We start from the raw sequence: 25,020 nt of genomic DNA, 5'->3' as shown, positions 1-25,020 counted from the left end.
CGAGGGCCAAAAGAAGGGCCCGCTGCGGGCGGGCCCGGATCGACGCACGGACCCGACTCTCCTAGAGTACCCCCCGGGGTATCCCTGCTCGTCGGCAACGCCCCCCGAGCGGGATGCATTCCGCCGCGCCACCACCGGCCCCGTCGGCCGCGTCGGCCGCGCCGGCGGGTGATCCCTGCGGCTACTGCACCCGTTCGGGTGAATCCGTCCCTTCGATGTATCTATCCATGCCTATGCTCCATTTTCGTGACAGACCGTCAGAGCGTCCCCGCAGCACCTGAAACAGCCGACGTGGTCATCCTCGGCGCCGGGCCCGCCGGGCTGGTGCTCGGGAACCTGCTGCACGCGGCCGGGGTCGACTGCGTCGTCCTGGAGCGCGCCACCCGGACACAGGTCCAGACCCGCTCCCGGGCCGGCTTCCTCGCGGCGAACACCGTGCGGATCCTGGACCGGCACGGCCTCGCCGAGAGGCTGCACCGGCACGGCCGGGAGCACGGCGTCTGCGAGTTCCGCAGCGAGGACGGCCGCTTCCGGCTGGACTACGGCGCGCTGGGCCGCGGCGAGCGGCACACCGTCTACCCGCAGCACGCACTGGTGACCGACCTGCTGGCGCAGTACCTGGACGCCGGCGGCCGGGTGCGGTTCGGGACGGAGGCGCTGGCCGTGCACGGAGCGGACGGCCCGCGGCCGTCCGTCACCGTGCGCGAGGCCGATGGCCGCCCCGGCAGCTGGCGGGCCGGGTACGTGGCCGGCTGCGACGGCCGGCACGGCGCGGCACGGCGCTCGCTCCCGCCCAGCACCGTCCGCCGTCACCACCACGACCACGGCGTCTCCTGGCTCGGCCTGCTCGCCGAGGCGCCGCCGAGTCTGGACGCGGTGGGCTACGCGGTGCACGACCGGGGTTTCGCCGGACACATGGCCCGGACCCCCGAGGTCACCCGCTACTACCTCCAGTGCGAGCGCGGCAGCTCGCCCGACACGTGGTCCGAGGACCGGATCTGGGACGAACTGGCGCTGCGGCTGCGCGCCCGGGAGTACGGCCCGCTGCGGCAGGGGCGGATCGTCCACCGCGCCGTGGTGGACCTGGAGTCCGACGTGCTCGAACCCCTGCGCCACGGCGCCCTGTTCCTCGCGGGCGACGCCGCCGCCCTGATCAGCCCGGCCGCGGCCAAGGGGGCGAACCTCGCCGTGCTGGAGGCCGAGCTCCTGGCCCGCGCCCTGATCGACGACCTCCGCCACGGCGACGCCGAAGGGCTCGCCCGCTACTCGGCGCAGTGCCTGGCGCACATCTGGCGCGCGCAGGACTTCTCGCAGTGGATGGTCCAGCTGCTGCACGCCGCACCCGGCCCGGCCGGCGGGTCGGCGTTCCACGACTCCCTGCGCCGTTCCCGCCTCGCCTCGCTGCGCGCCTCCCGCAGCTGGCAGGACTGGTTCGCCGAGCACTACGTGGGCCTGTGACAACGGCCCGCGACCCCCGTACCGAGATGAGGATGCCCGCGATGCCCACGACACTGCCAATGCCGCCGACGCCCAGTGACACGGCCCGGCTGCGCGAGACGGTCGACTTCGTCCGGCAGCAGGACGCCGCCAGCCTGCTGCCGCTGCTGCTCCCGGGCCTGGACGGCCTGGAACTGCGGGCACTCGTCGACCGCTGCCACTTCTCGCACGCCGCGCTCCTGATCTTCCCGTCGGCCCCGGAGGACCTGCGCACCGTCCTGGCCGACTGCGGGCTGACCGCCGAGGCGCCGACGCAGCCCAGCGTGGTCGTCCGGCAGCGCCTGGCCTCGCGGCACGGGCGCGACGCGGCGGAGCTCGACGTCCGCATCGTCCGCCCCCGGGTGGTCGGCCCGGACGGCAGCAGCCGGACGGTCGAGGTGTTCACGCTGACCGTGCCACCGGGCTCGGAGCTGACCGGGATCGCCGAGCAGGAACGGGCCCGGGACCACGAGGCGCACCTCGCCTTCGAGGTCGAGCACCCGGATCCGCTGGTCCTGCGCGGCATGTGCGCGATCCTGGCCCGGCACGGCGCGGTGGCCGAGGGCGGCGGCTACAACCCGCACGAGGACGGCACGGTGTTCTACTTCACCGCGCCCGGCGACGCGAAGGCCGGCTACCGGCGGGTGGAGCTCTACGTGCCCGGCGACCACCGGGACCTCCTGGCCGCCCACCTGGACGAGCACCGGGCGCGACAGCCTGCTGAAACGCTCCTTCGCCTACTGACCGGGGCGTGGACCACCCAGGCGCTGGCCGTCTTCGCCGAGCTGCGGGCCGCCGACGCGATGGACACGGAGACGGGCGTCGGCGCCGAGGCACTGGCGCGAACCGTCGGCGCCGACCCCGAGACCCTGACGACGCTGCTGCGCTACCTCGCGATGCTCGGCGTGGTGGCGACCGACCGGCGCGGCTTCCGGCTCACCGCGCTCGGCGCGCTGCTGCGGGCGGACACCCCTGGGTCGATGCGCCCGCTCGCGCTCCTGTACGGCGGGCCGTTCTACCAGTCCTTCGCGGGCCTCGGACACACCGTGCGGACCGGGGAGGTCGCCTTCGACCGCCTCTTCGGCGAGAACCACTTCGACCACTTCGCCCGCGACCCCGAACTCGCGGAGCTGTTCGACCGGTCCATGGCCGCCGCCTCCCGGATGTTCGAGCCGCTCCCCGCGCACCCGGTCCTCACCGCCGCGGGTGCGGCGCCCGGCCCCAGGACCGTCGTCGACGTCGCGGGCGGGAACGGGGAACTGCTCGGCCGCATCCTCTCCGCGCACCCGGGGCTGAACGGCGTCCTGCTGGAGCGCCCGCACGCCGTCGAGGCCGCCCGCCGCTCCCTCGGCGCCGCCGGCCACGGCGAGCGCTGCCGCTACCTGGCGGGCGACTTCGCCGACGTCCCGCCGGGCGGGGACGTCTACATCCTGTCCCGGATCCTGCACGACTGGGACGACGACCGCTGCCGGGAGATCCTCCGCCACTGCGCCCGCGCGATGCCCGCCCACGCCGAGCTGCTCATCGTCGAACGCGTCCTGCCCGCCGACGACTCGGCCTCGCTGGCCACCGCCTGGGACCTCCACATGCGGTGCAACGTCGGCGGCCGCGAACGCCGCACCGACCACTACGCCCGGCTGCTCGCCGACGCCGGACTGGCACTCGTGAGCCTCGGGCCGCTGCCCCTGGAAGCCACCGTGCTGCACGCCCGCAAGGCCGACACCAACCCCTAGGCCCCCGACCGGCCCCCGGCCGACCTTGACCCCGATCTCGGCCGGACGTCGCTCAGGACGCCCGGCCGGATCGCCGCCGTCAGCGCCGCGGCGCGGTCCCGGTGCTGGTCGGGGCGGTGGTCGGTTTGGTGGTCGGCGAGCCCGTACCCGTCCCGGTGGGGCTCGGGTCGGGCTTGGGCGCCGGGTCGGGGATGTCGGCCATCGGCAGGGACTTCTCGGCCGTGCCGCGCAGGGCCCGGTTCATGGCGTCCCGCCAGATCGGCCCGGGGCCGGTGGCGCCGAACACCTCGGTGTGGTGCTGCCCGTTGATGGTGATGTCGCGCATCTCGACGCCGCCGTCGGGGCCGCCGAGCCAGACGGCGGTGGCGAGTTGCGGGGTGTAGCCGCTGAACCAGGCCGCCTTCTTGTGGTCCGAGGTACCGGTCTTGCCGGCGATCTGCCGGTCGTCGTCCAGGTGGAGCGCCGCGCCGGTGCCGTTGTTCTCGGTGACGCCGTTCAGGATGGTGTTCATCGCCTCCGCCGTCGTCCCGGAGAAGGCCTGCTCGCAGTGGCCCGCCGGGGCGGGGACGTCCTTGCCGTCCACGGTGGTGATGCTGCTGATGGCGACCGGGGTGCAGTGCGTGCCCCCGGCGGCGAAGGTCGCGTAGACGCCGGCCATGGTCAGCGGGCTCATCTCCTCGACGCCCAGGGCCATCGCGGGGACCTCCTCCAGCGGCTTACCGCTGGCCTTGGTGGCGATGCCGAGCTTGTTGGCCATCTGCTTGACCGCGCAGAGGCCGATCTCCTGCTCCATCTGCACGAAGTAGGTGTTGACCGACAGCGCCATCGCGGCCTTCAGCTGGTAGGGGCCCTTCTCGTTCGGGGATTCGTTGGGCACCACCGTCTTGGGCCGGGCCTCGTTCCGCCACGTCCCGTCGCAGGTCTTCATGGTCGGGTAGTCCAGCTTGTTCGGGGAGTCGTACTCCTTGATCGCCGGCAGGCCCGCCTCCAGTGCCGCGGCCGCCACGATCGGCTTGAAGGTGGAGCCGGGCTGGAAGCCGTTGCCGCCGCCCATCGCCGCGTCGACGTTGAGGTTGACCACGGTCTGGTTCCTGTGCGTGTCCAGGCCGTACGGGCGGGTCTGGGCCATCGCCAGGATCCTGCCGGTGCCCGGCTCGACCATGGTGGCGGCGGCCGAAACGGTGTCGGTGACCCGCACGTTGTCGCTCACCGCGGTCTGGGCGGCGGCCTGCTTGTCCGGGTCCAGCGTGGTGCGGATGTTCAGCCCGCCCTGGTCCCAGAACTTCTTCCGCTCGGCGGCGCTCTTGCCGAACACCGGGTCCTGCTTGACCACGTGCCGCACGTAGTCGCAGAAGAAGCCCATCCCGGCCTTGGCGGTGATGCAACCGTTCTGCGGCTCCCGGAACTTCAGGCCCAGCGGGGCGGCCTTCGCCTCCCTGGCCTGGTCGGCGGTGATGTGCCCGGCCTCGAGCATCTTGTCGATCACCACGTCGCGGCGGTTCTGCGCGGCCTGCGGGTGCAGCTTCGGGTCGTACTGCGACGGGTTCTGCACCAGCCCGGCCAGGGTGGCGGCTTCGGCGATGGTGAGGTCCTTGTTGCTCTTGCCGAAGTACCGCTGGGAGGCGGCCTCCACTCCGTAGGCGCCGTTCCCGTAGAAGGTGATGTTGAGGTAGTTGGTGAGGATCTGCTCCTTCGTCAGCTCCTCCTCCAGCTTGATGGCGACCTTGAGCTCCTGGATCTTGCGGCCCAGGGTCTTGCGCTGCGCGTCGCGCACCGCGCCCGGATCGTCGCCCGCCTTCTCGACGTTGACGTTCTTCACGTACTGCTGGGTCAGTGTGGAGGCGCCCTGCGCGGCGGTGCCGCTCTCGGCGTTCTTGCTGATCGCCCGGAGCACGCCCTTGAGGTCGACGGCGCCGTGCTCGTAGAAGCGGGCGTCCTCGATGTCGACCTGGGCGTGCCGCATGTACGGCGACATCTGGTCGGCGGTGAGGACGGTGCGGTCGCGCTCGTAGACCTTGGCGATCAGGCCGCCCTTGGCGTCGAAGATCTGGGTGGCCTGGGTGAGCGGCGGCGTCCTGAAGTCGTCCGGGATGTTGTCGAAGCTCTCCGCCGCGTCCTTCGCGGTCAGCCCGATCGCCCCGGCGGCCGGCAGGGCGACCCCGGCGAGCAGCGCACCGGACACCACGCTCACGCCCAGGAAGGTCACCCCGTGCCGGGCCAGCCGGAGCGGTGACGTGCGGGACGGGCGGGGCTCGGCGCTGTCGGACGGATGCCGGATCGGAGAGTGGTTCGATTCCATACCAACGTCGATGCCGCGAGCGGGATGAAATGTTGCACGCCTGCGCGGGACACTTCAGGTCACTCTCAGGTGCCGTGCGCCCACCACTTCCGCAGCACGTCCTCCGCCGGCTTCCCGTGCGGCGTGTACGCGAGGTCCTTCGCCGTCTCGCCACTGCCGGGCCAGTCGTCCCACATCCACCAGCAGACGCCCGCCCACCACGACTTGTCGTCGAAGGAGGCGAGCAACGCCTCGTAGGCGGCGGCCTGTTCGGCGTCGCCGTCGCTCTTGCTGACGGTCCAGGAGTACGGGGCGGTGGTCGTGCCGCGCTGGCTGACGTAGCCGGCCTCGGTGAAGAGGATCTTCCGCTGCCGGCGCTCGGCGAAGGCGGCGAGCTCGTCGGCGATGGGCTGCCAGGCCTGCCGCAGCCGCGCCGGGTCGGTCGTCGCCTCCTCGGTCAGCGGCCAGTACGCGTCGATGCCGATGACGTCGAGGTCCTGCCAGAAGGGGATGTTCTGGTACTCGTCGTAGTTGGCGGCGTACGTCAGCGTCCCCCGGTAGCGCTCCCGGACGGCCGCGATGACCTTGCTCCAGTGCTCGCCGTCCTGCGAGGTGCCGGCGAGTTCGGTGCCGACCGAGAGCTGCTCGACGCCGTTGTCGGCGGCGAGTTGGGCGTAGTGGGTGATGAAGCCCTGGTAGGCCGCGAACCAGGCGTCCCGGTCCGCGGGCCTGATCTTGGCCCGGTCGCCGCCCTTGGTCAGGTCGACATGGGGCTTGATCATGGTCTTGAGCCCCGCGTCGTGGGCGAGCCGGATGATGGAGCGCAGGCTGTCGTCGCCGGCGGTCTCCTTGGTGGTGCGGATGGCCGAGTCGGTGACGCGGTCCTGGTACCAGGTGGGGGTGAAGGTCACCCACCGGGCGCCGGTGGCGGCGATCTGCCGCAGGTACGTCGCGGCCTGCGGGCCGGCGTAGTCGTCGGTGTTCCAGGAGGGGAGCGTCATGCCCCGGAACCCGCCAGCGTCCCCGTCGTCGGGCCGGTGGGTCGGACCGCTGACCGTGGGGCTCGGACCGGGCGGGGTGTCCTCTTCGTCGCCGCCGGACGAGGAACATCCGGCGCCGACGAAGAGGACGACCAGCGCCGACCAGGCCGCGGCCATCCTCTTCATCGGGTGCACTGCTGAAGACTCCTCAGCTGGTCAGGGCGTTCAGTTCGCGAGGTCCATCGGGCCGACGAAGGTGTAGCCGAGGGCCTTGATGCCGTCGATCGTCTGCCGCAACGGGGCCACGTCGTAGTACGGGTGGTAGAAGAAGCTCGCCACACCGTCCCGGACGGCCAGGTTGGCCCTGGCCGAGGCGATCAGATCGGCCGGGAGCCGCGCCGGGTGGTTGTTGGAGGGCAGCGGCTCGTAGTTGCCGATGTTCTCCGGGAGCACGGTCGTCCCGTAGACGTCCTTGACCGAGTACGGGAAGAACTGGCCGATGTAGCGGCTCGGGTTCACGGCTGTGCCGCTCAGCGTTCCGGCGAAGTAGAGCGGGCGCTCCAGCCGGGCCGTGTAGTTCTGGCCGAAGACCCGGTAGTCCGCGGCGGAGGCGGCGTAGTGCGGGGTCGTCCAGAGCGTGGGCTTGGGCAGGCCGGCGGCGGCGAAGGCGGCGAAGGCGGAGGTCACCCGGGACTGCGCCCAGGCCGTGGAGTCCTCCGCGGGCGGTCCGTCGTAGATGACGTTGTTCGCGCTGTCGATGTGGGAGCGGAAGAACTCGAAGTCGTCGCCGGTGACGCCGGTGTAGGGGTTGTTGACGTTGCTGTACTGGTGCGTGTAGCCGTGGTTCATCAGGACGGCGCCGTGCTGGAGCATGTACTGGAGCGCGGCGACGACCTGCGGGGCCTGGGCCAGGGTGATGGTCTGGGGCTTCCCGTTGTTGTAGACGCCCTTGGGGTCGGTGTAGACGGGGATGACGTTGATCCCGTACGGGATGTTCTGCGAGGCCAGGTAGTCGGCCATGGTGCGCAGCTCGGTCGGGTCCGAGCCGGGGCTGATGTCCTCCAGCCGCACGAAGGCCCGGTGGCGCTCGGTGGTCGCCGGGGCGAGGGCGTCGAAGAGGAGGTCCTCGAAGGCGATCACCCGGTCCGACTCGGAGACGTAGGCGAAGGGGATCTCCCCCACGTAGGTGAGGTTCGCCGAGCGGATCGCCCACGGGCTGGTGGCCCCGGTGGTGCCGTCGATGGCCTGCGCGAGCTGGGTGACCGGCGGGTAGCCGGCCCCGGAGAGGGCGGGGTGCAGCACTCCGCCGTCCGCGCCCGCGGGGATCTTCCGGGTCAGCGTCTGGTTCTTGTAGCTGACCTGGTTGATGTTGCCCACGCTGCCGTTGGTCTCGAAGTAGGAGTTGGTCGGGTCCCAGCCGTACTTCCGCTTAAAGTTCTCGATGCCGACGGCGTTGGCCATGTTCCAGACGTTGTCGCCGATCCAGTCGATCGGCTTTGCGGTGGTCATCGCGTCCTGGTAGAACGCCGCCGGCACGGCGTCCGGGATGGGACCGCCGTAGTAGGTCGAGCCGACGTAGACGGTGGCGGAGTACTGCTCCACCGTGCCCGCCGTGTACGCGGACACCGGCTTCGCGGTGACGCTGCCGAAGTGGCCGGCGAGGTTGGCGATCGCCATCGCGTAGAGCTCGCCGAGGTAGCCGTAGGGGCCGGTGGTGTCGTAGAGGACGAGGGTCGAGGGGCCGGCCGCGACGTCCAGGGCCTGGACGGACGCCCCCTCGGTGGCGGCCTTGGGGGCCGGGGCCGAAGCCCGGGCCGGGGTGACGGTGAGCTGGTGCGCCTGGCGTTTGCGGTCGTTCGCCAGCCGCGCGGCGCCCCAGGCCGCCAGGTCCTCGGGGCCGGTCGCGGAGAGCGGGGCGGGGCCGACGGCCCCGAGCCCGTCGGACGGACGCGACGGCTTCCCGCCCCTGGCCGTCGCCGCGCCGGCGCCCGTGGAAAGTGCGACGCCACCCAGCAGGGCGGCGATCACGACCAGGATCAGCGAGATCCGGGAAACCGGTGTTCTCCCTCGCGCATTGCCCATTGCTGTCCCCCCTGATGTGAGATTTTTTGTCGGTTCCCCGCCAATTCTCGCCAAAGGCGCCCGGTATAACGGGCGCAGGCATGACGACGAAGCCCCCGACAGCTCGCTGATTCTCACGCCGGGCCGGACGGAGTGTCAATGCCCCTTTGCGCCAAGGGTGTTGTGATCCGAGCCGACGGCTCAGAAATCCCACCGGTCACACCGGCCGCCGGATCAGGCAGGACGATGATCTGTTCTTCGGAATTTCATATTCCGATTCAACATAACTCAACATGAAGTGATGAACATGCTTGTCCTCTGATAGCCTCCGAACGCACGCTTCGGAACGACGAGCGTGCGCGAAATCCGGGGGGATCTCATGTACGGAAAACCCGCTCTGGGGATAGTGCTGCCCTTGGCCGGTCTGACGGCGGCCCCAGAAGTCGTGCCGGGAATACCTTTTGCCAGGGAACTGCAGGAAGTCGCCGGGGCCGGATTCCTGCTCTACTGCGCGACCGCCGTCGTCCTTCTTCTGACCAAATTCTGGTTCGCTCTCCGAAACTCAGGTGAACATCGGTGATCGGGGAGGTACTCCTCTGGTCGAGCATCGCCATCATCGTGCTGGCGGGCAGTTACAACTCCACCCTCTTCGTCCTCTCCCGACGCCGGGTCCGCCGCGACCACAGCCCGGGTACCGAGCGCCTCTACGTCTTCCTCCTCGCCTGTCTGAACGAGGAGAAGGTCCTCGGCGAGAGCCTGGCCCGGATCACCTCACTGCCGGCCGGCAACTTCATGGCGCTGGTCATCGACGACGCGTCCGAGGACCGCACCGCCGACATCGCGCGCGCCGCCGACCCCGACCGGGTCAAGCTCCTCCAGCGGCAGCTGCCCGACGCCCGCAAGGGCAAGGGCGCCGCCCTCAACGCCGGCATCCGCCACCTGCGGGAGTCCGGCATCCTCGACGGCCGCGACCCGGGCGACGTCGTCGTCTGCGTGGTGGACGCCGACGGCCGCCTCGACCCGCACGTCGTCCAGGCCGTCGACCCCTACTTCGACGACCCGCGCACCGGTGCCACCCAGGTCGGCGTGCGCATGTACAACCGTCACCAGGGCCTGCTCGCCCGGCTCCAGGACATGGAGTTCGTCATCTACGGCGACATCTTCCAGTCCGCCCGCCACTACTTCGGCAGCGTCGGCATGGGCGGCAACGGCCAGTTCATGCGCCTCTCCGCGCTCAACAGCCTCAGCGGCGAGGACGGGAAGGGGCCGTGGAGCGACTCCCTGACCGAGGACCTCGACCTCGGGGTGCGCCTGATCGCCCGCGGCTGGACCAACCACCACTGCACCACCGCCGCCGTCTCCCAGCAGGCCGTGCTCGACGTGCGCCGGCTGGTGCGCCAGCGGTCCCGCTGGTTCCAGGGCCACCTCCAGTCGGCCGGGCTGGTCCCGCTGATCCTGCGCGAGGTGCCCACGAAGGCCGCGATCGACCTGCTGTACCACCTGTCCAGCCCCGTGCTGATCCTGCTCACCTCGCTGCTGCCGCTCTCCTTCGTCGTCGCCACGGCCGGCGTCGTGATCGGCTCCGTCGAGGCCGGCCGCCCGCTGATGTCGCCGATGTGGATCATCGGACCGTACGTGCTGTCCTTCACCGCGGCGTACGCCTACGGCTGGGTCTACTCCCGGCGCGAGCGCGGGCTCGGACTCGTCCGGGCCGTCCTGCTCTCGCACGTCTTCGTCGTCTACGGCTACATCTGGTTCGCCGCCGGATGGTGGGGCCTGTGGCGGATGCTCACCGGCAAACGGACCTGGCTGAAGACCGCGCGCACCTGACGCACGCGCCCGCTCCTCCACGCACACCCGCAGCTCCACGCGCACCTGCGCCTCCACGCGTACTCGCAGTTCCACGCGCACCTGCACCTGCACCTGCACCGACACCTCAGGCAAGCACCCTCTAGGGAGACCCATGTCCCCGAACGCCAGCACCACACCCGCCAACACCACCCCCGTCCGGGCCATGCTCGTCCTGGGCACCCGGCCGGAAGCGATCAAGCTCGCGCCGGTGGCCCGCGCCATGGCCGCCTCCCCGCACTTCCAGCCGCTCGTCGTCACCACCGGCCAGCACCGCGAAATGCTCCAGCAGATGCTCGAACTCCTCCAGGTCGAGGCCAAGTTCGAGCTCGACGTGATGCGGGAGCGGCAGGAACTCGCCAAGCTCACGGCCCGGCTGGTGGAGGGGCTGGGCGAGGTCGTGCACGCCGAGCGCCCCGACCTCGTCATCGTCCAGGGCGACACCACCTCCGCGCTGACCGGCGCCCTCGCCGCGTTCTACGAGCACATCCCCGTCGCGCACGTGGAGGCCGGGCTGCGCACCGGAGTGCTGGACAACCCCTTCCCCGAGGAGCTCAACCGCCGTCTCATCGGCCGCATCGCCCGCTGGCACTTCGCACCCACACCCCGCGCCGCCGGGCACCTCACCGCCGAAGGCGTACCGGCGGCCGAGGTGTTCGTCACCGGCAACACCGTCATCGACAACCTGCTGTGGGTGCTCGGGCAGGGCGCCGGGCGTGACCACTTCCGCACCGACCTGCGGCGCGTCCTGGTCACCCTGCACCGCCGCGAGAACCAGGGCGACAAGATGCGCGCCATGGGCAAGGCCCTGCGCCGGCTGGCCGACCGCGGCGACGTCGAGATCGTGCTGCCGCTCCACAAGAGCCCCGCCGTCCGCGAGGCCCTGCTGCCCGAGCTGTCCGACCACCCGGGCATCCGGATCGTCGAGCCGCTCGGCTACCTGGACTTCTCCGCCACCCTGGCCGGCTGCGACCTCGTCCTGACCGACTCCGGCGGCATCCAGGAGGAGGCCCCCACGCTCGGCAAGCCGGCCCTGGTGCTGCGCACCACCACCGAGCGGCCCGAGGCCGTGGAAGCCGGCGCGGCCCAACTGGTCGGCACGGAACCGCAGGTCATCCTGGACGCCGCCATGCGGCTGCTGGACGACGAGGAGGCGTACCGGAGCATGGCGAAGGCCGGCAACCCCTTCGGTGACGGGCACGCCACCGACCGGATCCTGGCCCAACTCGCCGAGGACTTCGGCGTGGACGCCGCCGCGGCACCCGCGCCGCGCCCGCTGGCCGTCCCCCGCCCCAAGGGTCCGGGGGCATACTCGACCGCATGACGAGAGTTCACCGGCTCCTCACCCTCGCACTGCTGGCCGCCACGGTGGTGGGGGTCGCCTTCGCGGTGAACGCCCTCAGGGGCGACGGGGACGAGGAGCCGGCCCGGCCGTGGACCGACGGTTCGGTCCACGGCCCGTGGCGGTCGGTCTTCAACGGCCACGGCGAGAACACCGGCCTCCCCAACGGCCTGGCCCTCTCCCCCAAGCCGGCGCAGGAGGCGGCGGAGACCCACGCCGGACTGATCGTCTCCACCCGGGAGTACCGGGACATGGACCTCCGGGCACGCATGCGCACGATCGCCCAGCTGCGCACGCCCGAGCCCAACCCCTGGGAGGTGCCGTGGCTGGTGTGGGCGTACTCCGACCCGGAGCACTTCTACTACGTCATCCTCAAGCCGAACGGCTGGGAGCTGGGCAAGCGTGATCCCGCCTACCCCGGCGGCCAGCGCTTCCTGGCGACGGATTCCGAGCGCTTCCCGATCGGCAGGTGGTCCGAGGTGAAGGTGGCCCAGCGCGGTGCGCGCATGGAGGTGAGCGTCGACGGGCGAGGCCTGGTGTCCTTCGAGGACCAGGAACGCCCGTACCTGTCCGGCAACATCGGGGCGTACACCGAGGACGCCCGGGTGGTGTTCAGCGACGTCGCGGTGGAACCGGCACCGTAGCGCCCCCGTCAACCCGCTTTCTTCCGGCGGTTGTTCCGGTGGTCCTTCCGGTGAACCGTCCCGTGGTCCTTCCTGGTGCCCCCACCCCGCTCGATGGTCAGCTGTACACGGTCAAGCGGCCATCCCCCCTCATCGAGCACAGGAAGGTGCCGCCATGAACGCAACCAGCGCCCGCACCCCGGAGGATCGCGTCCGGAGCCGCGGTAGGACGCGCCGGCGAGCCGCGGCCGTCGCCGCCGGCACGGCCCTGCTCTGCCTGGCCGGACTGCCCGCCACCTCCGCCTCCGCCGCCCCCGCTCCGGCCCCCGCCCCTGCCCCTGCCGCCGCCGCGTCCACCACCGCCAGCCCGTGGACGCAGTCGGTGACCGGGCCGATGTACCTCACCAACGGTGCCTGGTCCGACCACGTGCTGTGTGCCAGTGCCGACGACGACAACGTCTGGCTGAAGCAGTTCGACGCCGCCAACCCGTACTGCCAGTGGATCCGGGTCGGGGTACGCGACCGCTTCGCGCTCTTCAACCCCGCGAAGAAGAAGGTCGCGAGCTACATCGGCGGCAACGAGGGGGCGGTGGTGATGCAGAACCTCAACAACCCCACGCCCTGGCTGCAACTGTTCTCCTGGGGCGGCGGCGAGGACTGGGGCGCCTACGCCCTCCAGTCCTTCGACGACCGGGGGCAGAACGTCGACGCCAAGTCCCCCAACAGCGACAACCCGCGCACCGACGCGGTGCACACCCGGGGCTGGCGGCACGGCCACCAGCGCGAGCTGACCTGGAACGAACTCCCGGTCGCCGCGCCCAGCATGGCCCGGTCGATCGGGGCACTGGAGGCCTTCCAGAACTACCTGAACGCCACGCTGGGGAACGCCGCCCCCGACGAGGTCGCCTGCGTGACCGAGGGCACCCCGCTCAAGTCGGCCGCCAGCGGCCAGTACGTCTCGACCGAACTCGCCTACGGCGGCGACAGCTACGGCATGTTGCGCGCCCGCGCCGGTGCCCTCGGCCCCTGGGAGCAGTACAACCTGTGCCGCAACAACCGCAGCGGCGTCTACTCGATCCGGTCGGCCGCCAACGGCCGGTGGGTCTCGGCCGAACTCGCCTACGGCGGCGACCAGTACGGTGAACTGCGGGCCCGCGCCGATGTGCTCGGCCCCTGGGAGAAGTTCACCGTCGAGCCCGTCGGCGGCAACTACGCCCTCAAGTCGGCCGCCAACGGCCAGTACGTCTCCGCCGAACTCGCCTACGGCGGCGACCAGTACGGCGAGCTGCGCGCCCGTGCCGGTGCCCTCGGGCCCTGGGAGCAGTTCCAGTAACCGGACCGTCGGCACGGGCTCGGACCTCCTGGTGTACGAGGTCCGAGCCCGTGCCGCAGGCGCCGTGCCGCACCTACCGGGGGCGGGCGGCCGTTCGCGCCAGGTCCGCCCGGTCGGCCGCCCCCAGGGTGCGGCCCGCCCGCTCCACCAGGCCGGCCACGTCCTGCGGGGTCAGCAGCAGGGCCCGGGCGACCTGCCGGTCGGTGTGGCCGGCGGCGACCAGCTCCAGCAACCGGTGCTCGGTCAGCGACAGGCTCGGCGCCACCGCCGGCGCGGCCGGCGGGCGCACCCCCACCGCGGCCAGCGCCCGGCGGACCCGACCGGCCAGCAGGACGCTGCCGCAGGTCTGCGCGAGGTCCAGCGCCCCCATCAGGACCTGCCGGGCCTGGTCGGTCTCGCCGCTACGCGACAGGGCGACCCCCCACTCGTAGCGGGCCCGGGCCAGCTCCAGCCGGGCCGGGGAGAGCTCCAGCGCCGCGACGGCCTCGCGCAGCAGGGCCTCCCCCTCGGGGCCGCCCAGGACGACGCCCAGGGTCCGCGAGGCCACCCCGATCACTCGCCCGGTGCCCCACCGGTGGGCCAACTCCAGCTCCTCGGTGGCCAGTTCCAGCGCGTCCGCCCGCTGTCCGAGCGCCAGGTGCAACAGCGCCGCCCGCGACCGCCAGGGCGCCATCGCCAGGTTCGAGACCTGGGCCCGCCGCTCCTGCGCACCGTACTCCAGCAGCAGGGCCAGGGCGGCAGCCGGATTGCCCCGCGCCGCGTGCAGCCGGCTGCGGACCAGGACCATCGGCCCCTGCCAGGTCCAGCCCACCCGCTCGGTGTCGGCGTCCGGCACCAGCACCCGCCCGGCCGCGGCCGGATCGCACCGCTCCAGCAGGGATTCGCCCACCTGGGTCATCAGCCCCAGCCGCACCCGGGGCTCCACGCCCTCCCCGACCGACGCGGCGGGATGCCCCAAGTCAGTTGTGAGCGCGAGCAGTTGACCCCGGCGCGCACGGACCGTCTGCTGCCACACCAGCGCCGCCGACACCATCAGGAACGAGCCCCAGCCGCCGCCCACCTCGGCGATCTGGTCGAACCGCGCCGCCGCGTCGTCGAGACGGTCGGTGGTCGTGAAGACCATCCCGGCCAGGCTGACGAGCAGCTGCGACTGGTCCATCCCCGCCAGCCCGCCGCGCAGCGCCCGGTCGAGGAGGTCGTTGGTGGTCGAGGCGCTGGCCTCCCCGGTCGCCCCGGAGGCGGACAGTGCGGCCAGCACCGCGCACTCGCCCGGGGTGTCGCCGGCCAGCTTGTGGTCCCAGAGGCGACCGGCCTGCTGCCGGGCCGCGGGGAGGGTGGACAGGTGCTCGTAGCCGATCAGCAGCATCTGGGCCTGGAGGTACCACGAGACCTCGCGGGCGAGCCCGGTGCCGCCGTCGTCCACCTGCCCCAGGTCCTCCACCGCGCGGCCGAGGACCTCGACGGCGTCGACGTGCTGGTGCCCGAGGAACAGCGCGTTCGCGAGCAGGTAGGCCGCCTCGGCCCGGGCGTACGGGTCCGTCAACGCGGCCGAGGCCCGGGCCAGATGGTGCCTGGCCGTGCCGACGTCGACCTGGAGCTCGGCCCCGCCCAGCTCCAGCAGCAGCGGACCGCGCTGCTCGACGGACATCGGCTCCCGCAGGGCCCGGCGCAGATAGGCCGCGGTGATCTCCGGAGCCCCGCGCCCGCGGGTCACCCGCGCGGCCTCCCGCAGCGCCTCCACCCGCCAGGCCTCGCCGCTCGGTTCGGCCAGCAGCAGGTGGCCGGCCACCTGGTCGCCGGACGCCCCCTCGCGCCGCAGCAGTTCGGCCGCCCGGGCGTGGCCGGCGGCCGACTCCACCGGTCCCACCAGGGCTTCGGCGATCGCGGCGCGGACCAGGGGGTGGCCGAACCGCGCCGCCTCGCCCGGTGCCAGCACTCCGATCCGCCGCAACCGGCGGCCGTGCTCGCGGGCCTGCGGCTCGCCGAGCCCCGCCAGCTCGGCCAGGAGGTGCCAGGCGGCCCCGTCGCCCAGCACCACCAGGGCCCGGGCCAGCCGGCGGGTCGGCTCCGGCTGACCGGCCAGCCGCTTGACCACGGTGACCGCCAGGATCCGGCCGCGGAACTCGTCCACCAGATGCGCCTGACCGTCCTCGGGCCGGACCCCGTTGTCGGCCAGGGTCCGCAGCAACTCGCGCAGCAGCAGCGGGTTTCCCTGGGTCGCCCCCGCGCACGCGGCGAGGAACCGCGGTTCGGCCTCCCGCCCCAGGCCCTCCCGCACCAGCGCGGCCACGCTGTCCGCGCCCAGGGCGGGCAGCCCGACCGTCCGGCAGTCCGGCTGTCCGGCGATCCGCTCCAGCAGCGGCTCGACCTGGGTCCCGCTGTCCGGCCGTCCCGCCAGCACCAGCAGCAACGGCAGCCCGCGCAGCCGTCGCGCCAGGTACTCCAGCCACCGCACGGTGGGGCCGTCCGCCCAGTGCACGTCGTCGATCACCAGCGCGACCGGCCCGTCGTCCGTGACGTGCACCATCAGCCAGTACAGGCCGTGCAGCACGCCGAGCGAGGCCTCGGGCGACACCCCGCCGCCGTCGGCGGCGCCGTCCACCCGCAGCGCGTGCGCGGCCAGCTCGGCGGGGCCCGACAACAGCCGCTCCCGCCCGGCAGCACCGGCCCGGGCCAGCAGCGGCTCGGCCAACTGCCGTACCACCGCGAAGGCGAAGTCCTGTTCCAGCTCTCCCCCGGCGGCCCGCACCACCCGGATCCCCCGCTCCTGCTCGGCGGCGGCCCAGGCGTTCAGCAGCGAGGTCTTCCCCAGGCCCGCACTCGCCTGCACCAGCACGACGGCACCCCGGCCGCTCCGGGCCTCACCGCCCGCCCGCTCCAGCACCGCCAGCTGGCCGCGGCGCTCGAACAGACCGGATCCCGTCCCCCCGTCAGCGGAAGGAGGAGCCGCCGGCCGGCCGGGCGGACCCCCGCGACCGGCCGCGAAGAGCGCGGCGGCGTCGGCCTCGGCCAGCCCCAGCGCCGACGCCAGCACCTCCAGGGTGCGGCGCTGCGGCCGCTCCCGGCGGCCCCGCTCCAGGTCCCTGATCGATCGGGCCGCCAACCCGGCGGCCTCGGCGAGCTCCTCCTGGGTCAGTCCCGCAGCGTGGCGCAACTCCCGCAGCAGCCGCCCTAATGTCGTCACCCATCCACCCCCACACCCGGGATGCCCGCCCCGGACGCCGACCGGCGCAACCCGCGCCGGGGAACTGTGCCGGCGTCACGTTGCGCTACCCCTACCCGACAGTAACCAGTCGCGACCCTACCCGAGGGATCCACGCTCCCGGGGGCACTTGATCTGAACTCGCCAAAACCGGCCGGTGCTCGCCCCCTGCCGGTGCTCGCCCCCTGCCGGAGTCCGGTCAGCGGCCAGAGGTCAGAGCCAGGGGATCTGCTCGCGCGAGTAGCGGTAGGCCCGGAAGACGGCGTTCTGTGCGCCGCGGGAGGATTCCAGGCCGACGCCGCGGCCGAAGGACCCGAACTCGGGCACGACGAACTCCCAGACGACGTCGCCGCCGGGGGTGACCTCGAAGAGCCGGCCGAAGGACCCCTCGGCGATGAAGGTGTTGCCGTTGGGCAGCCGCTGGGCGCTGGACATGTACGGGCTGTAGAAGTTCTGCGGCGGGTTGTCCTCGTAGCTCCAGACCGTCCGGCCGTCCGCCGGGTCGATCTCCACGACCCGGGAGTAGGGCACCGAGGTGGTGTCCCGGTAGGTGCCGTTGTCGAAGACCAGGACGTTCCCGTCGGCGAGCTCGTGCGGGTAGTGCTGTTGGGCCAGCACCTCGGGCCCGATCCGCCACCGGACGGAGCCGTCCGCGCGGTCGACGGCGACGGCGGTGGAGGCGCTGCGGAAGCCCACCAGGACGCCGCCGTCCCGGAGTTCGTTGACCGTGTTGGCCATCGGCCAGTGCTCGCGGGCGAAGTGCGGGTTGAGCGGGGTCAGTTCGGGGTCCAGGTGCTCGATCGCGGCCCACCGCCAGACCAACTCGCCGTCCCAGGTCAGCTCGTAGACCACGTCGCCGTGGATGACGCCGCCCGGCGCCTCGGAGCCAGGGATGCCGCCGCGGATCCGGGCGGAGTCGGCGGCGGAGAGCGGTTCCACTCCGAGCACGAGCAGGTTGCCGTTGCGCAGCACGGAGGCGTCGTGGTGGTGGTAGGGGTGGCGGACCTCGCGCACCACCCGGCCGTCGGGGGCGATCTCCTGGAGGATCCCGCCGTGGTAGACGTCCCAGATCGGGAAGAGGCTCGGGCCGTCGGTGTCCTTGCCCTGGTAGAAGAGGTTGCCGTTGGCGAGCAGCTGCGCGTGCCGGCCCGGGGGGTGCGGCAGCCGCCAGGTGTGGACCGGGTTGCCCTCGATGTCCACGAGGTGGACGTCGCCGGGGCCGCCGATCGGGGTGTAGAGGGTGTAGCCGCCCCAGCTGCGCGCGGGGTCGTGGGCGCGCAGGCCGAGGCCGCGCCGGCGGAGGGTGTTCTGGTCGACGGTCATCGGGTAACTCCTGTGTGGTGCGGGTGGGTTGATTGATTTCAGCGGACGGTCACGGCGGCCGGGTCGACGGCGGTGAGCGGGCCGGCGTGCAGCCGCCCCAGCAACGCGGCCCGGTCGGTGGGCCCGGGCAGGCCCTGGGCCGCCTCGGCCCAGCCGGCCTCGTCCTGGAGCTGCTGCAACAGTTCGGCGGAGAGCGTCGGCCGGTACGCGTACACGGGCTGGTACGCGTCGACGTACCCGCTCTGCAGGGCACCGTTGGACTGGGCGAGCACGGCGCGGCGGGCCGCGGCCGGGTCGGCGGTCAGCTCGGTCTGTGCGCGCAGCAGGGCCCGCAGGACGGCGGTGGTGGTCGGGTCGGTCGCGGTGGGTCCGGCGACGAGCAGGGTGCGGGCGGTGTAGCCGGTGAAGCGCAGCTCGGCGTAGCGGCCGCCCAGGGTGGTGCGGGTCGCGTCGTAGAAGCTGGGGAAGGTCACACCGGCGTCGATGTCGCCGCGGGCGAGGGCGGCGGGGATCTGGTTGGGGGCGAGGTTCACGACCTGGACGTCGGTGCCGGCCAGCCCGCCGGAGGCGAGCATCAGGGCGAGCGCGTACTCGACGTTGGTGCCCTGCGGAAGGCCGATCCGGCGCCCCCTGAGCTGCTCGAACCCGGTGATGCCCCGGTCCGTCCGGGTGAGGATCCGCCAGTCCGCGAACCGGGAGAGGTCGGCGACGATGCGCAGGTCGCGGCCGGTGAGGGCGGCGGTGACGGCGGGCAGGTCACCGACGACGCCGAGCTGGGCCTGGCCGCCGAGGACGGCGTTGAGCGCGTCCCGGCCGGTCCCGTAGGCCTGGAGCTTCGCCTGGACGTGTTCGGCGGACCAGAGCCGGCGGTCCTCCGCCAGGTAGACGGGGGCGCCGCCCAGGTAGTCGCTGCCGGCGATGGTGACGGTCGGGTCCCCGGCCGCCGCGGACGGGTTCGAGCAGGCGGTGGTGAGGGTGGTGAGCACGGCGGCCAGCAGCAGGGCGACGACCGCGCGAGGTCCGGGCATGGTGAGGGTGTCCCTTCGGCGATTTGGTCTGACGTGGGTTGGAGTGGGCCGGGGCGGCTCAGCCGAGGCCGAGCCGGCGGGCGATCAGGTCGCGCAGTGCGGGGTCGGGGCCGGACGGGACGGCGTGGTCGGCGAGCACCCGGCCGGGCCGCCCGCCGAGCACCACGATCCGCTGGGCGACGGCGAGCGCCTCGTCGATGTCGTGGGTGACGAACAGCACGGTGGTGCCGGTGCGCCGCCACAACCGGGTGAGCAGCTGCTGCATCCGGGCCCTGGTGAGCGCGTCCAGTGCGCCGAACGGCTCGTCCATGAGGAGGACTTCGGGTTCGGCGGCGAGCGCGCGGGCCAGGGCGACGCGCTGCTGCATCCCGCCGGAGAGCTGGGCCGGGTACTTCTCCGCGCCGTCCGCGAGCCCGACCTCGGCCAGCGCGGCCAGTGCCCGCTGCCGACGCTCCCCGCGCGGGAGGCCGAGGCGTTTGAGCGCGAACTCCACGTTCCCCCGGGCGGTGAGCCACGGGAACAGCGCGTAGTGCTGGAACACCATGCCCCGGTCCGGGCCCGGGCCGGTGACCGGCTCGGCGCCGACCAGCACCCGGCCCGCGGTGGGGCGGACGAAACCCGCGACCGCGTTGAGGACGGTCGACTTGCCGCAGCCGCTGGGGCCGATCAACGCGGTGAACGAGCCGGCGGCCAGGTCGAGTTCGGTCGGCGCGAGGACGGTCGTGCCGTGCCGGCGCGGCCCGTGGCCGACGGCCAGGCCCTCCAGCCGGATGCCGCGGCTCATGACTCGCTCCAGTGCACGATCCGTCGGCCGAGCGCGGCCAGGGCCAGGTCGACGGCCACGCCGAGCAGGCCCAGTACCGACAGGCCGGCGAAGATGCGGTCGGTCCGGAGGAACTGTCCGTCCACCTGGAGCCGGTAGGCCAGTCCGTCCTGCGCGCCGCCGAGTTCGGCCGCCACCAGGGCCAGCAGGGCGACCGACGCCCCGTACCGGAGCGCGGCGAACAGGGCGGGCGCGGCGGCCGGCAGCAGCACCTCGGTGAACCGCCGCCGCAGCGGCGCCCCGAGCGAGCGGGCGGCGCGCAGGTGGGTCACCGGGACCCGGGACACCCCGTCGTGGACGTAGAGCCAGACGGCGAGCAGCACGGCGTACGCGATGAGCAGGCGTTTGGCGGTCTCGCCGATGCCGAACCAGGCGGTGGCCAGCGGCACCAGGGCGATCGCCGGGATCGGTCGGAGGAACGAGACCAGCGGGGTGACCGCGGCGGACAGCCGTGGCAGGTAGCCGGTGGCGAAACCGAGCGTGCAGCCCAGCGCGGCACCGAGGGCGAATCCCTGCGCGGCCCGGCCGAGGCTGGCGGCGAGGTCGTTCCACAGGGTGCCGGTACGGGCGCTCTCTTCCAGGGCGTGCCAGGTGGCGGCAGGCGTGGGCAGCAGACCGGGTGCCACCGCGCCCGAGGCCGCCAGGGCCGTCCATGCCCCGAGCACGGCCGCGGCGGCCGCGAGCGGTGGTGCGAGGCGGGCCAGGGTCCGCGGGGGCGGGGATGGGGTGGGGTGCACGCGGTCGTCTCCTCAGCGCCGTGGGGCGTCCGCCCGGGCCGATATAAGTGACATCAATAATTGACCACGCTTATAAACAGCACGTTGCAGCCGTGCGAAACGTTTCCTCGGCGGCGACCAGCGCCGAGGCGATGAGGTACGTTCACGAGCATGTCCCGACCCGAACCCTCCCCCGAGGCGCTCGCCGTCGGCCGGCTGGTCCGCCGTCACCGCAAGGAGCGCGGTGTGCCGATGGCCGACCTCGCCGCCCGCTCCGGCCTCTCCCAGCCCTTCCTCAGCCAGCTGGAACGCGGGCTCACCACCCCGAGCCTCACCTCGATCTACCGCATCGCCGAGGCCCTGGGCGTCCCACCGGGCGCCTTCCTGCGCCCGCCCGCGCGACCGGGCACCGTCAGCCACGAGAGCAGCCCGCAGGTGATCCGGGTCAGCGAGGCCGCCGGGCAGATCGCGCGGGTCCTCATCCCGGGCGGACGCAGCAGCCTGATGGAGGCCTACGAGCACCACTTCGAGCCCGGCCAGGGCGAGCGCGGCTGGTTCGAACACCCCGGGGAGGACTTCCTCTACGTCCTGGAGGGCGAGGTCGTCCTGGAGATCGAGGGCGAGGAGCCGCTCACCCTGCGGGCCGGCCAGAGCGCCCACCACCCCGGCCACGTCCCGCACCGCTGCCGCCTCGCCGGCCCCGACCCGGCCCGCACCCTCCTCGTCATCGCCACGCCCTGACGTCACCGCCACGGCCTGACGTCACCGCCACGGCCTGAGGCCACCGCCACGCCCCGGCCAGGGCCTGGGGCGCGGGTCCGACCGTTCGCGCCGATGACCTCGACGGCACGCAGTGAGGCTTGTCACTGGTTCGCGCTCTCGGCGCGCAAGCTGGGTAGGTGTACGTTCCTGCGACCAACGGGTGGGGCTTCCCCCTCGATCGCACATGCACCGGTCCGCAGCGCCTCCGACGAGAGAGGTACCAGGCAATGGCTGCACAGGTCCCGATCCACCATCCACCTCAGCGCATCGGCGTGGTCGCCGAGTCGACCAGCGGGGAGACCCGCGTCGCGGCGACGCCCGCGACGGTCCGACTGCTGCGCGGGCTCGGCTACCAGGTCGTCGTCGAGTCGGAGGCCGGAGCCGCCTCCGGCTTCACCGACGAGGCCTACACCGAGGCCGGCGCGAGCATCGGCGACGCCTGGGCGACGGAGGTGGTCCTGAAGGTCAACGCCCCGTCGGTCGACGAGGTCGCCCGGCTGCGCCGGGACGCCACCCTCGTCGGCCTGCTCGCGTCGGCGCAACGTCCCGAACTGCTCACGGTGCTGTCCGAGCGCGGCGTGACGGCGCTCGCGCTGGACGCCGTCCCGCGGATCTCGCGGGCGCAGTCGATGGACGTGCTCAGCTCGATGGCGAACATCGCCGGGTACCGCGCGGTGATCGAGGCGGCGCACGTGTTCGGGCGCTTCTTCACCGGCCAGGTCACCGCCGCCGGCAAGGTGCCCCCGGCGAAGGTCCTGGTGGCAGGCGCCGGCGTGGCCGGGCTCGCCGCCATCGGCACGGCGTCCAGCCTGGGCGCGGTCGTCCGGGCGACCGATCCCCGCCCCGAAGCCGCCGACCAGGTACGGTCGTTGGGCGGCGAGTACCTGGCCGTGGACGTCACGCAGGAGGCGAGCACCGACGGCTACGCCAAGGCGACCTCCGCCGACTACGACCGCGCCGCCGCCGCGCTGTACCACGAGCAGGCCGCGGACGTGGACATCATCGTCACGACGGCGCTGATCCCCGGCCGGCCCGCCCCGCGGCTGATCACCGCCCGGGACGTCGCGGCGATGCGGCCCGGCAGCGTCATCGTCGACATGGCCGCCGCACAGGGCGGCAACGTCGAGGGCACCGTGCCGGGCCGCGCGGTGGTCACGGACAACGGCGTCACCATCATCGGGTACACCGACCTGGCCGCCCGACTGCCCGCCCAGGCCTCGCAGTTGTTCGGCACCAACCTGGTGAACCTGCTAAAGCTGCTGACCCCCGGCGGGGACGGACGGCTGGTGCTCGACTTCGAGGACGTCGTCCAGCGCGCCGTGACGGTGGTCCGGGCCGGCGAGATCACCTGGCCGCCGCCGCCCGTCGCCGTGTCGGCCGCTCCCGCGCCTGCCGCGTCTGCCTCCGCACCTGCGCCCTCTTCTGCGCCCGCGGCCGGGCAACCGGAGCGGCCCCGGCTCACCGCCGCCGCGCGGTTCGGCCTGATCGGCCTGGGGATGCTGGCAGCCTTCCTGCTGATTGCCAATGCGCCGGCCCAACTCGCCCAGAACTTCACGGTGTTCGCCCTGGCCGTGGTCATCGGGTACTACGTCATCGGCAAGGTCCACCACGCCCTGCACACCCCGCTGATGTCGGTGACGAACGCGATCTCCGGGATCGTGGTGATCGGCGCCCTGTGGCAGATCGGGCACGAGAGCTGGATCGTGACCGCGCTGTCGTTCGTCGCGATCCTGCTGACGAGCGTGAACGTCTTCGGCGGCTTCGCCGTCACCCGCCGCATGCTGTCGATGTTCTCCACATCCCCGTCCCCGTCCCCGTCCTCGGAAAGGCGATGAGCCCGATGACCGCCACGACGGCCTCGCACGCCGCGGACCTGGTCGCCGCCCTGCTCTTCATCCTCAGCCTGGCCGGGCTGTCCCGGCACCGGACCTCGCGCGCCGGCGTCGTCTACGGCATCGCGGGCATGGCCCTCGCCCTGGGCGCCACCGTGATCGTGGCGGCGCGGAGCATCAGCGCCGGCGCGGTCGTGCTGATCGTCCTCGCCATGGCGCTCGGCGGCGCGGCGGGCCTGTGGCGGGCCTGGCGGGTCGAGATGACGCAGATGCCCGAGCTCATCGCGGTCCTGCACAGTTTCGTCGGCCTCGCCGCCGTCCTGGTCGGCTGGAACAGCTACCTGGAGGTCGAGTCCCACGGATCGGCCCAGACCACGATCGCCGGTGACCTGCTGGGCATCCACCACGCCGAGGTCTTCATCGGCGTCTTCATCGGCGCGGTCACCTTCACCGGCTCCATCGTGGCCTTCCTGAAGCTGTCCGCCCGGATCGCCTCGCGCCCGCTGACGCTGCCCGGCAAGAACGTCCTCAACCTGGGCGCGCTGGCCGTCTTCGTCGGGCTGACGGTCTGGTTCACCGTCAGCCCCAACCTCGGCCTGATGATCGCGGTGACGGTGCTGGCGCTCGCCCTGGGCTGGCACCTGGTCGCCTCGATCGGCGGCGGCGACATGCCCGTCGTCGTCTCCATGCTGAACAGCTACTCGGGCTGGGCCGCGGCCGCCGCCGGGTTCCTGCTCGACAACAACCTGCTCATCGTCACCGGGGCACTGGTCGGCTCCTCCGGTGCCTACCTGTCGTACATCATGTGCCGGGCGATGAACCGGTCCTTCCTCTCGGTGATCGCCGGCGGGTTCGGCATCGAGGCCCCGTCGGGCGGCGACGAGGAACAGGGCGAGCCCCGGGAGATCCAGGCCGAGGACGCCGCCGGACTGCTCGCCCGGGCCCGGTCCGTGGTCATCACCCCCGGCTACGGCATGGCCGTGGCCCAGGCCCAGCACCCGGTGGCGGAACTGACCCGCCGGCTGCGCGAACGCGGGGTCGAGGTCCGCTTCGGCGTCCACCCCGTGGCCGGACGCCTGCCCGGACACATGAACGTGCTCCTGGCCGAGGCGAAGGTGCCGTACGACATCGTCCTGGAAATGGACGAGATCAACGACGACTTCGCCGGGACCTCGGTCGTCCTCGTCATCGGCGCCAACGACACCGTCAACCCCGCCGCCACCGACGACCCCTCCAGCCCCATCGCCGGAATGCCGGTGCTGCGGGTCTGGGAGGCGGACCAGGTGATCGTCTTCAAGCGCTCGATGGCCTCCGGCTACGCCGGCGTGCAGAACCCGCTGTTCTTCCGCGAGAACAGCGGCATGCTCTTCGGCGACGCCAAACAGAGCGTCGAGGCGATCCTCCAGGCCCTCCCCGCCCAACCCCCCGTCACCCCGACCTCCCCCGGCCGGGCAACCCCGGCGGTCCGCCAGCCCACAACCACCGGGTAACCGGGTAACCGGGTAACCGGGTAACCCACCCGGAAATGCAAAGAACCCCCGCCGGTATCCCCGGCGGGGGTTCTTTGTGAATGATTGTTCGGCGGCGTCCTACTCTCCCACAGGGTCCCCCCTGCAGTACCATCGGCGCTGTGAGGCTTAGCTTCCGGGTTCGGAATGTA

At 72.6% G+C, this 25,020-nt stretch carries 17 protein-coding genes and 1 rRNA gene; 9 read left to right on the top strand and 9 right to left on the bottom strand.

The features are described 5' to 3' along the window. Positions 1–246 precede the first annotated feature (246 nt). Together ABTY15_RS17415 and ABTY15_RS17410 are read left to right on the top strand one after the other, a co-directional pair. On the top strand, positions 247–1,458 hold the full coding sequence (locus ABTY15_RS17415; protein WP_350588958.1) for a 4-hydroxybenzoate 3-monooxygenase: 1,212 nt from the start codon (positions 247–249) through the stop codon (positions 1,456–1,458). A 41-nt stretch (positions 1,459–1,499) separates the two neighbouring features. Continuing rightward, a complete protein-coding gene (locus ABTY15_RS17410; RefSeq protein WP_350588957.1) occupies positions 1,500–3,209 on the top strand; it encodes a methyltransferase in 1,710 nt (569 codons plus the stop codon). A gap of 79 nt (positions 3,210–3,288) precedes the next feature. Here the strand turns inward: ABTY15_RS17410 and ABTY15_RS17405 are convergent, their stop codons facing one another. From ABTY15_RS17405 to ABTY15_RS17395, 3 genes are all read right to left on the bottom strand, one after another. Beyond that, complete coding sequence (locus ABTY15_RS17405; protein ID WP_350588956.1) at positions 3,289–5,508, bottom strand: transglycosylase domain-containing protein; 2,220 nt, start codon at positions 5,506–5,508, stop codon at positions 3,289–3,291. A 65-nt stretch (positions 5,509–5,573) separates the two neighbouring features. Further along, a complete protein-coding gene (locus ABTY15_RS17400; protein WP_350589398.1) occupies positions 5,574–6,653 on the bottom strand; it encodes a glycoside hydrolase family 113 in 1,080 nt (359 codons plus the stop codon). A 39-nt stretch (positions 6,654–6,692) separates the two neighbouring features. Continuing rightward, on the bottom strand, positions 6,693–8,549 hold the full coding sequence (locus tag ABTY15_RS17395) for a DUF2334 domain-containing protein (protein WP_350588955.1): 1,857 nt from the start codon (positions 8,547–8,549) through the stop codon (positions 6,693–6,695). A 555-nt stretch (positions 8,550–9,104) separates the two neighbouring features. On the opposite strand from ABTY15_RS17395, the gene ABTY15_RS17390 reads away from it, so the two are divergent. The 4 genes from ABTY15_RS17390 (at position 9,105) to ABTY15_RS17375 (ending at position 13,674) form a co-directional block, all read left to right on the top strand. Then, on the top strand, positions 9,105–10,358 hold the full coding sequence (locus tag ABTY15_RS17390; protein WP_350588954.1) for a glycosyltransferase family 2 protein: 1,254 nt from the start codon (positions 9,105–9,107) through the stop codon (positions 10,356–10,358). 133 nt (positions 10,359–10,491) lie between these two features. Then, positions 10,492–11,700, top strand: coding sequence for a non-hydrolyzing UDP-N-acetylglucosamine 2-epimerase (gene wecB, locus ABTY15_RS17385; RefSeq protein ID WP_350588953.1), 1,209 nt, complete (start codon positions 10,492–10,494; stop codon positions 11,698–11,700). Next, a complete protein-coding gene (locus ABTY15_RS17380) occupies positions 11,697–12,362 on the top strand; it encodes a calcium-binding protein (protein WP_350588952.1) in 666 nt (221 codons plus the stop codon). The genes wecB and ABTY15_RS17380 overlap by 4 nt, the downstream gene beginning before the upstream one ends. A gap of 154 nt (positions 12,363–12,516) precedes the next feature. Beyond that, complete coding sequence (locus tag ABTY15_RS17375) at positions 12,517–13,674, top strand: fascin domain-containing protein (RefSeq protein WP_350588951.1); 1,158 nt, start codon at positions 12,517–12,519, stop codon at positions 13,672–13,674. A 73-nt stretch (positions 13,675–13,747) separates the two neighbouring features. Here the strand turns inward: ABTY15_RS17375 and ABTY15_RS17370 are convergent, their stop codons facing one another. The 5 genes from ABTY15_RS17370 to ABTY15_RS17350 all read right to left on the bottom strand — a co-directional run bounded on the left by ABTY15_RS17370 (position 13,748) and on the right by ABTY15_RS17350 (position 20,787). Continuing rightward, positions 13,748–16,858, bottom strand: coding sequence for an ATP-binding protein (locus ABTY15_RS17370; RefSeq protein ID WP_350588950.1), 3,111 nt, complete (start codon positions 16,856–16,858; stop codon positions 13,748–13,750). A gap of 231 nt (positions 16,859–17,089) precedes the next feature. Beyond that, the gene (locus ABTY15_RS17365) at positions 17,090–18,199 is read right to left on the bottom strand and encodes an aryl-sulfate sulfotransferase (protein ID WP_350588949.1); all 1,110 of its coding nucleotides are present in this window, start codon (positions 18,197–18,199) and stop codon (positions 17,090–17,092) included. Positions 18,200–18,237: 38 nt separating this feature from the next. Beyond that, a complete protein-coding gene (locus tag ABTY15_RS17360) occupies positions 18,238–19,227 on the bottom strand; it encodes an ABC transporter substrate-binding protein (protein WP_350588948.1) in 990 nt (329 codons plus the stop codon). 58 nt (positions 19,228–19,285) lie between these two features. Next, on the bottom strand, positions 19,286–20,011 hold the full coding sequence (locus ABTY15_RS17355; protein ID WP_350588947.1) for an ABC transporter ATP-binding protein: 726 nt from the start codon (positions 20,009–20,011) through the stop codon (positions 19,286–19,288). Beyond that, entirely contained in the window at positions 20,008–20,787 is a 780-nt protein-coding gene (locus tag ABTY15_RS17350) for an ABC transporter permease (protein ID WP_350588946.1), read from the bottom strand. Before ABTY15_RS17350 ends, ABTY15_RS17355 begins: the two co-directional genes overlap by 4 nt. 150 nt (positions 20,788–20,937) lie before the next feature. Between ABTY15_RS17350 and ABTY15_RS17345 the strand changes: the two genes are divergently transcribed. The 3 genes from ABTY15_RS17345 (at position 20,938) to pntB (ending at position 24,850) form a co-directional block, all read left to right on the top strand. Continuing rightward, entirely contained in the window at positions 20,938–21,507 is a 570-nt protein-coding gene (locus ABTY15_RS17345; protein WP_350588945.1) for a helix-turn-helix domain-containing protein, read from the top strand. Between the two features lie 248 nt (positions 21,508–21,755). Next, entirely contained in the window at positions 21,756–23,363 is a 1,608-nt protein-coding gene (locus ABTY15_RS17340; protein ID WP_350588944.1) for a Re/Si-specific NAD(P)(+) transhydrogenase subunit alpha, read from the top strand. Between the two features lie 5 nt (positions 23,364–23,368). Then, positions 23,369–24,850, top strand: a complete 1,482-nt coding sequence (gene pntB / locus ABTY15_RS17335) for a Re/Si-specific NAD(P)(+) transhydrogenase subunit beta (protein WP_350588943.1) — start codon at positions 23,369–23,371, stop codon at positions 24,848–24,850. An 86-nt stretch (positions 24,851–24,936) separates the two neighbouring features. Here the strand turns inward: pntB and rrf are convergent. Further along, positions 24,937–25,020: ribosomal RNA gene (rrf, locus tag ABTY15_RS17330) — 5S ribosomal RNA — on the bottom strand; the annotation flags it as partial.

Origin of the sequence: Kitasatospora sp. NPDC097643 (assembly GCF_040302625.1) — a bacterium.
Classification (GTDB): domain Bacteria; phylum Actinomycetota; class Actinomycetes; order Streptomycetales; family Streptomycetaceae; genus Kitasatospora.
Note: the sequence above shows the minus strand (reverse complement) of the source record. Positions and strands in the feature narration are given on the sequence as shown.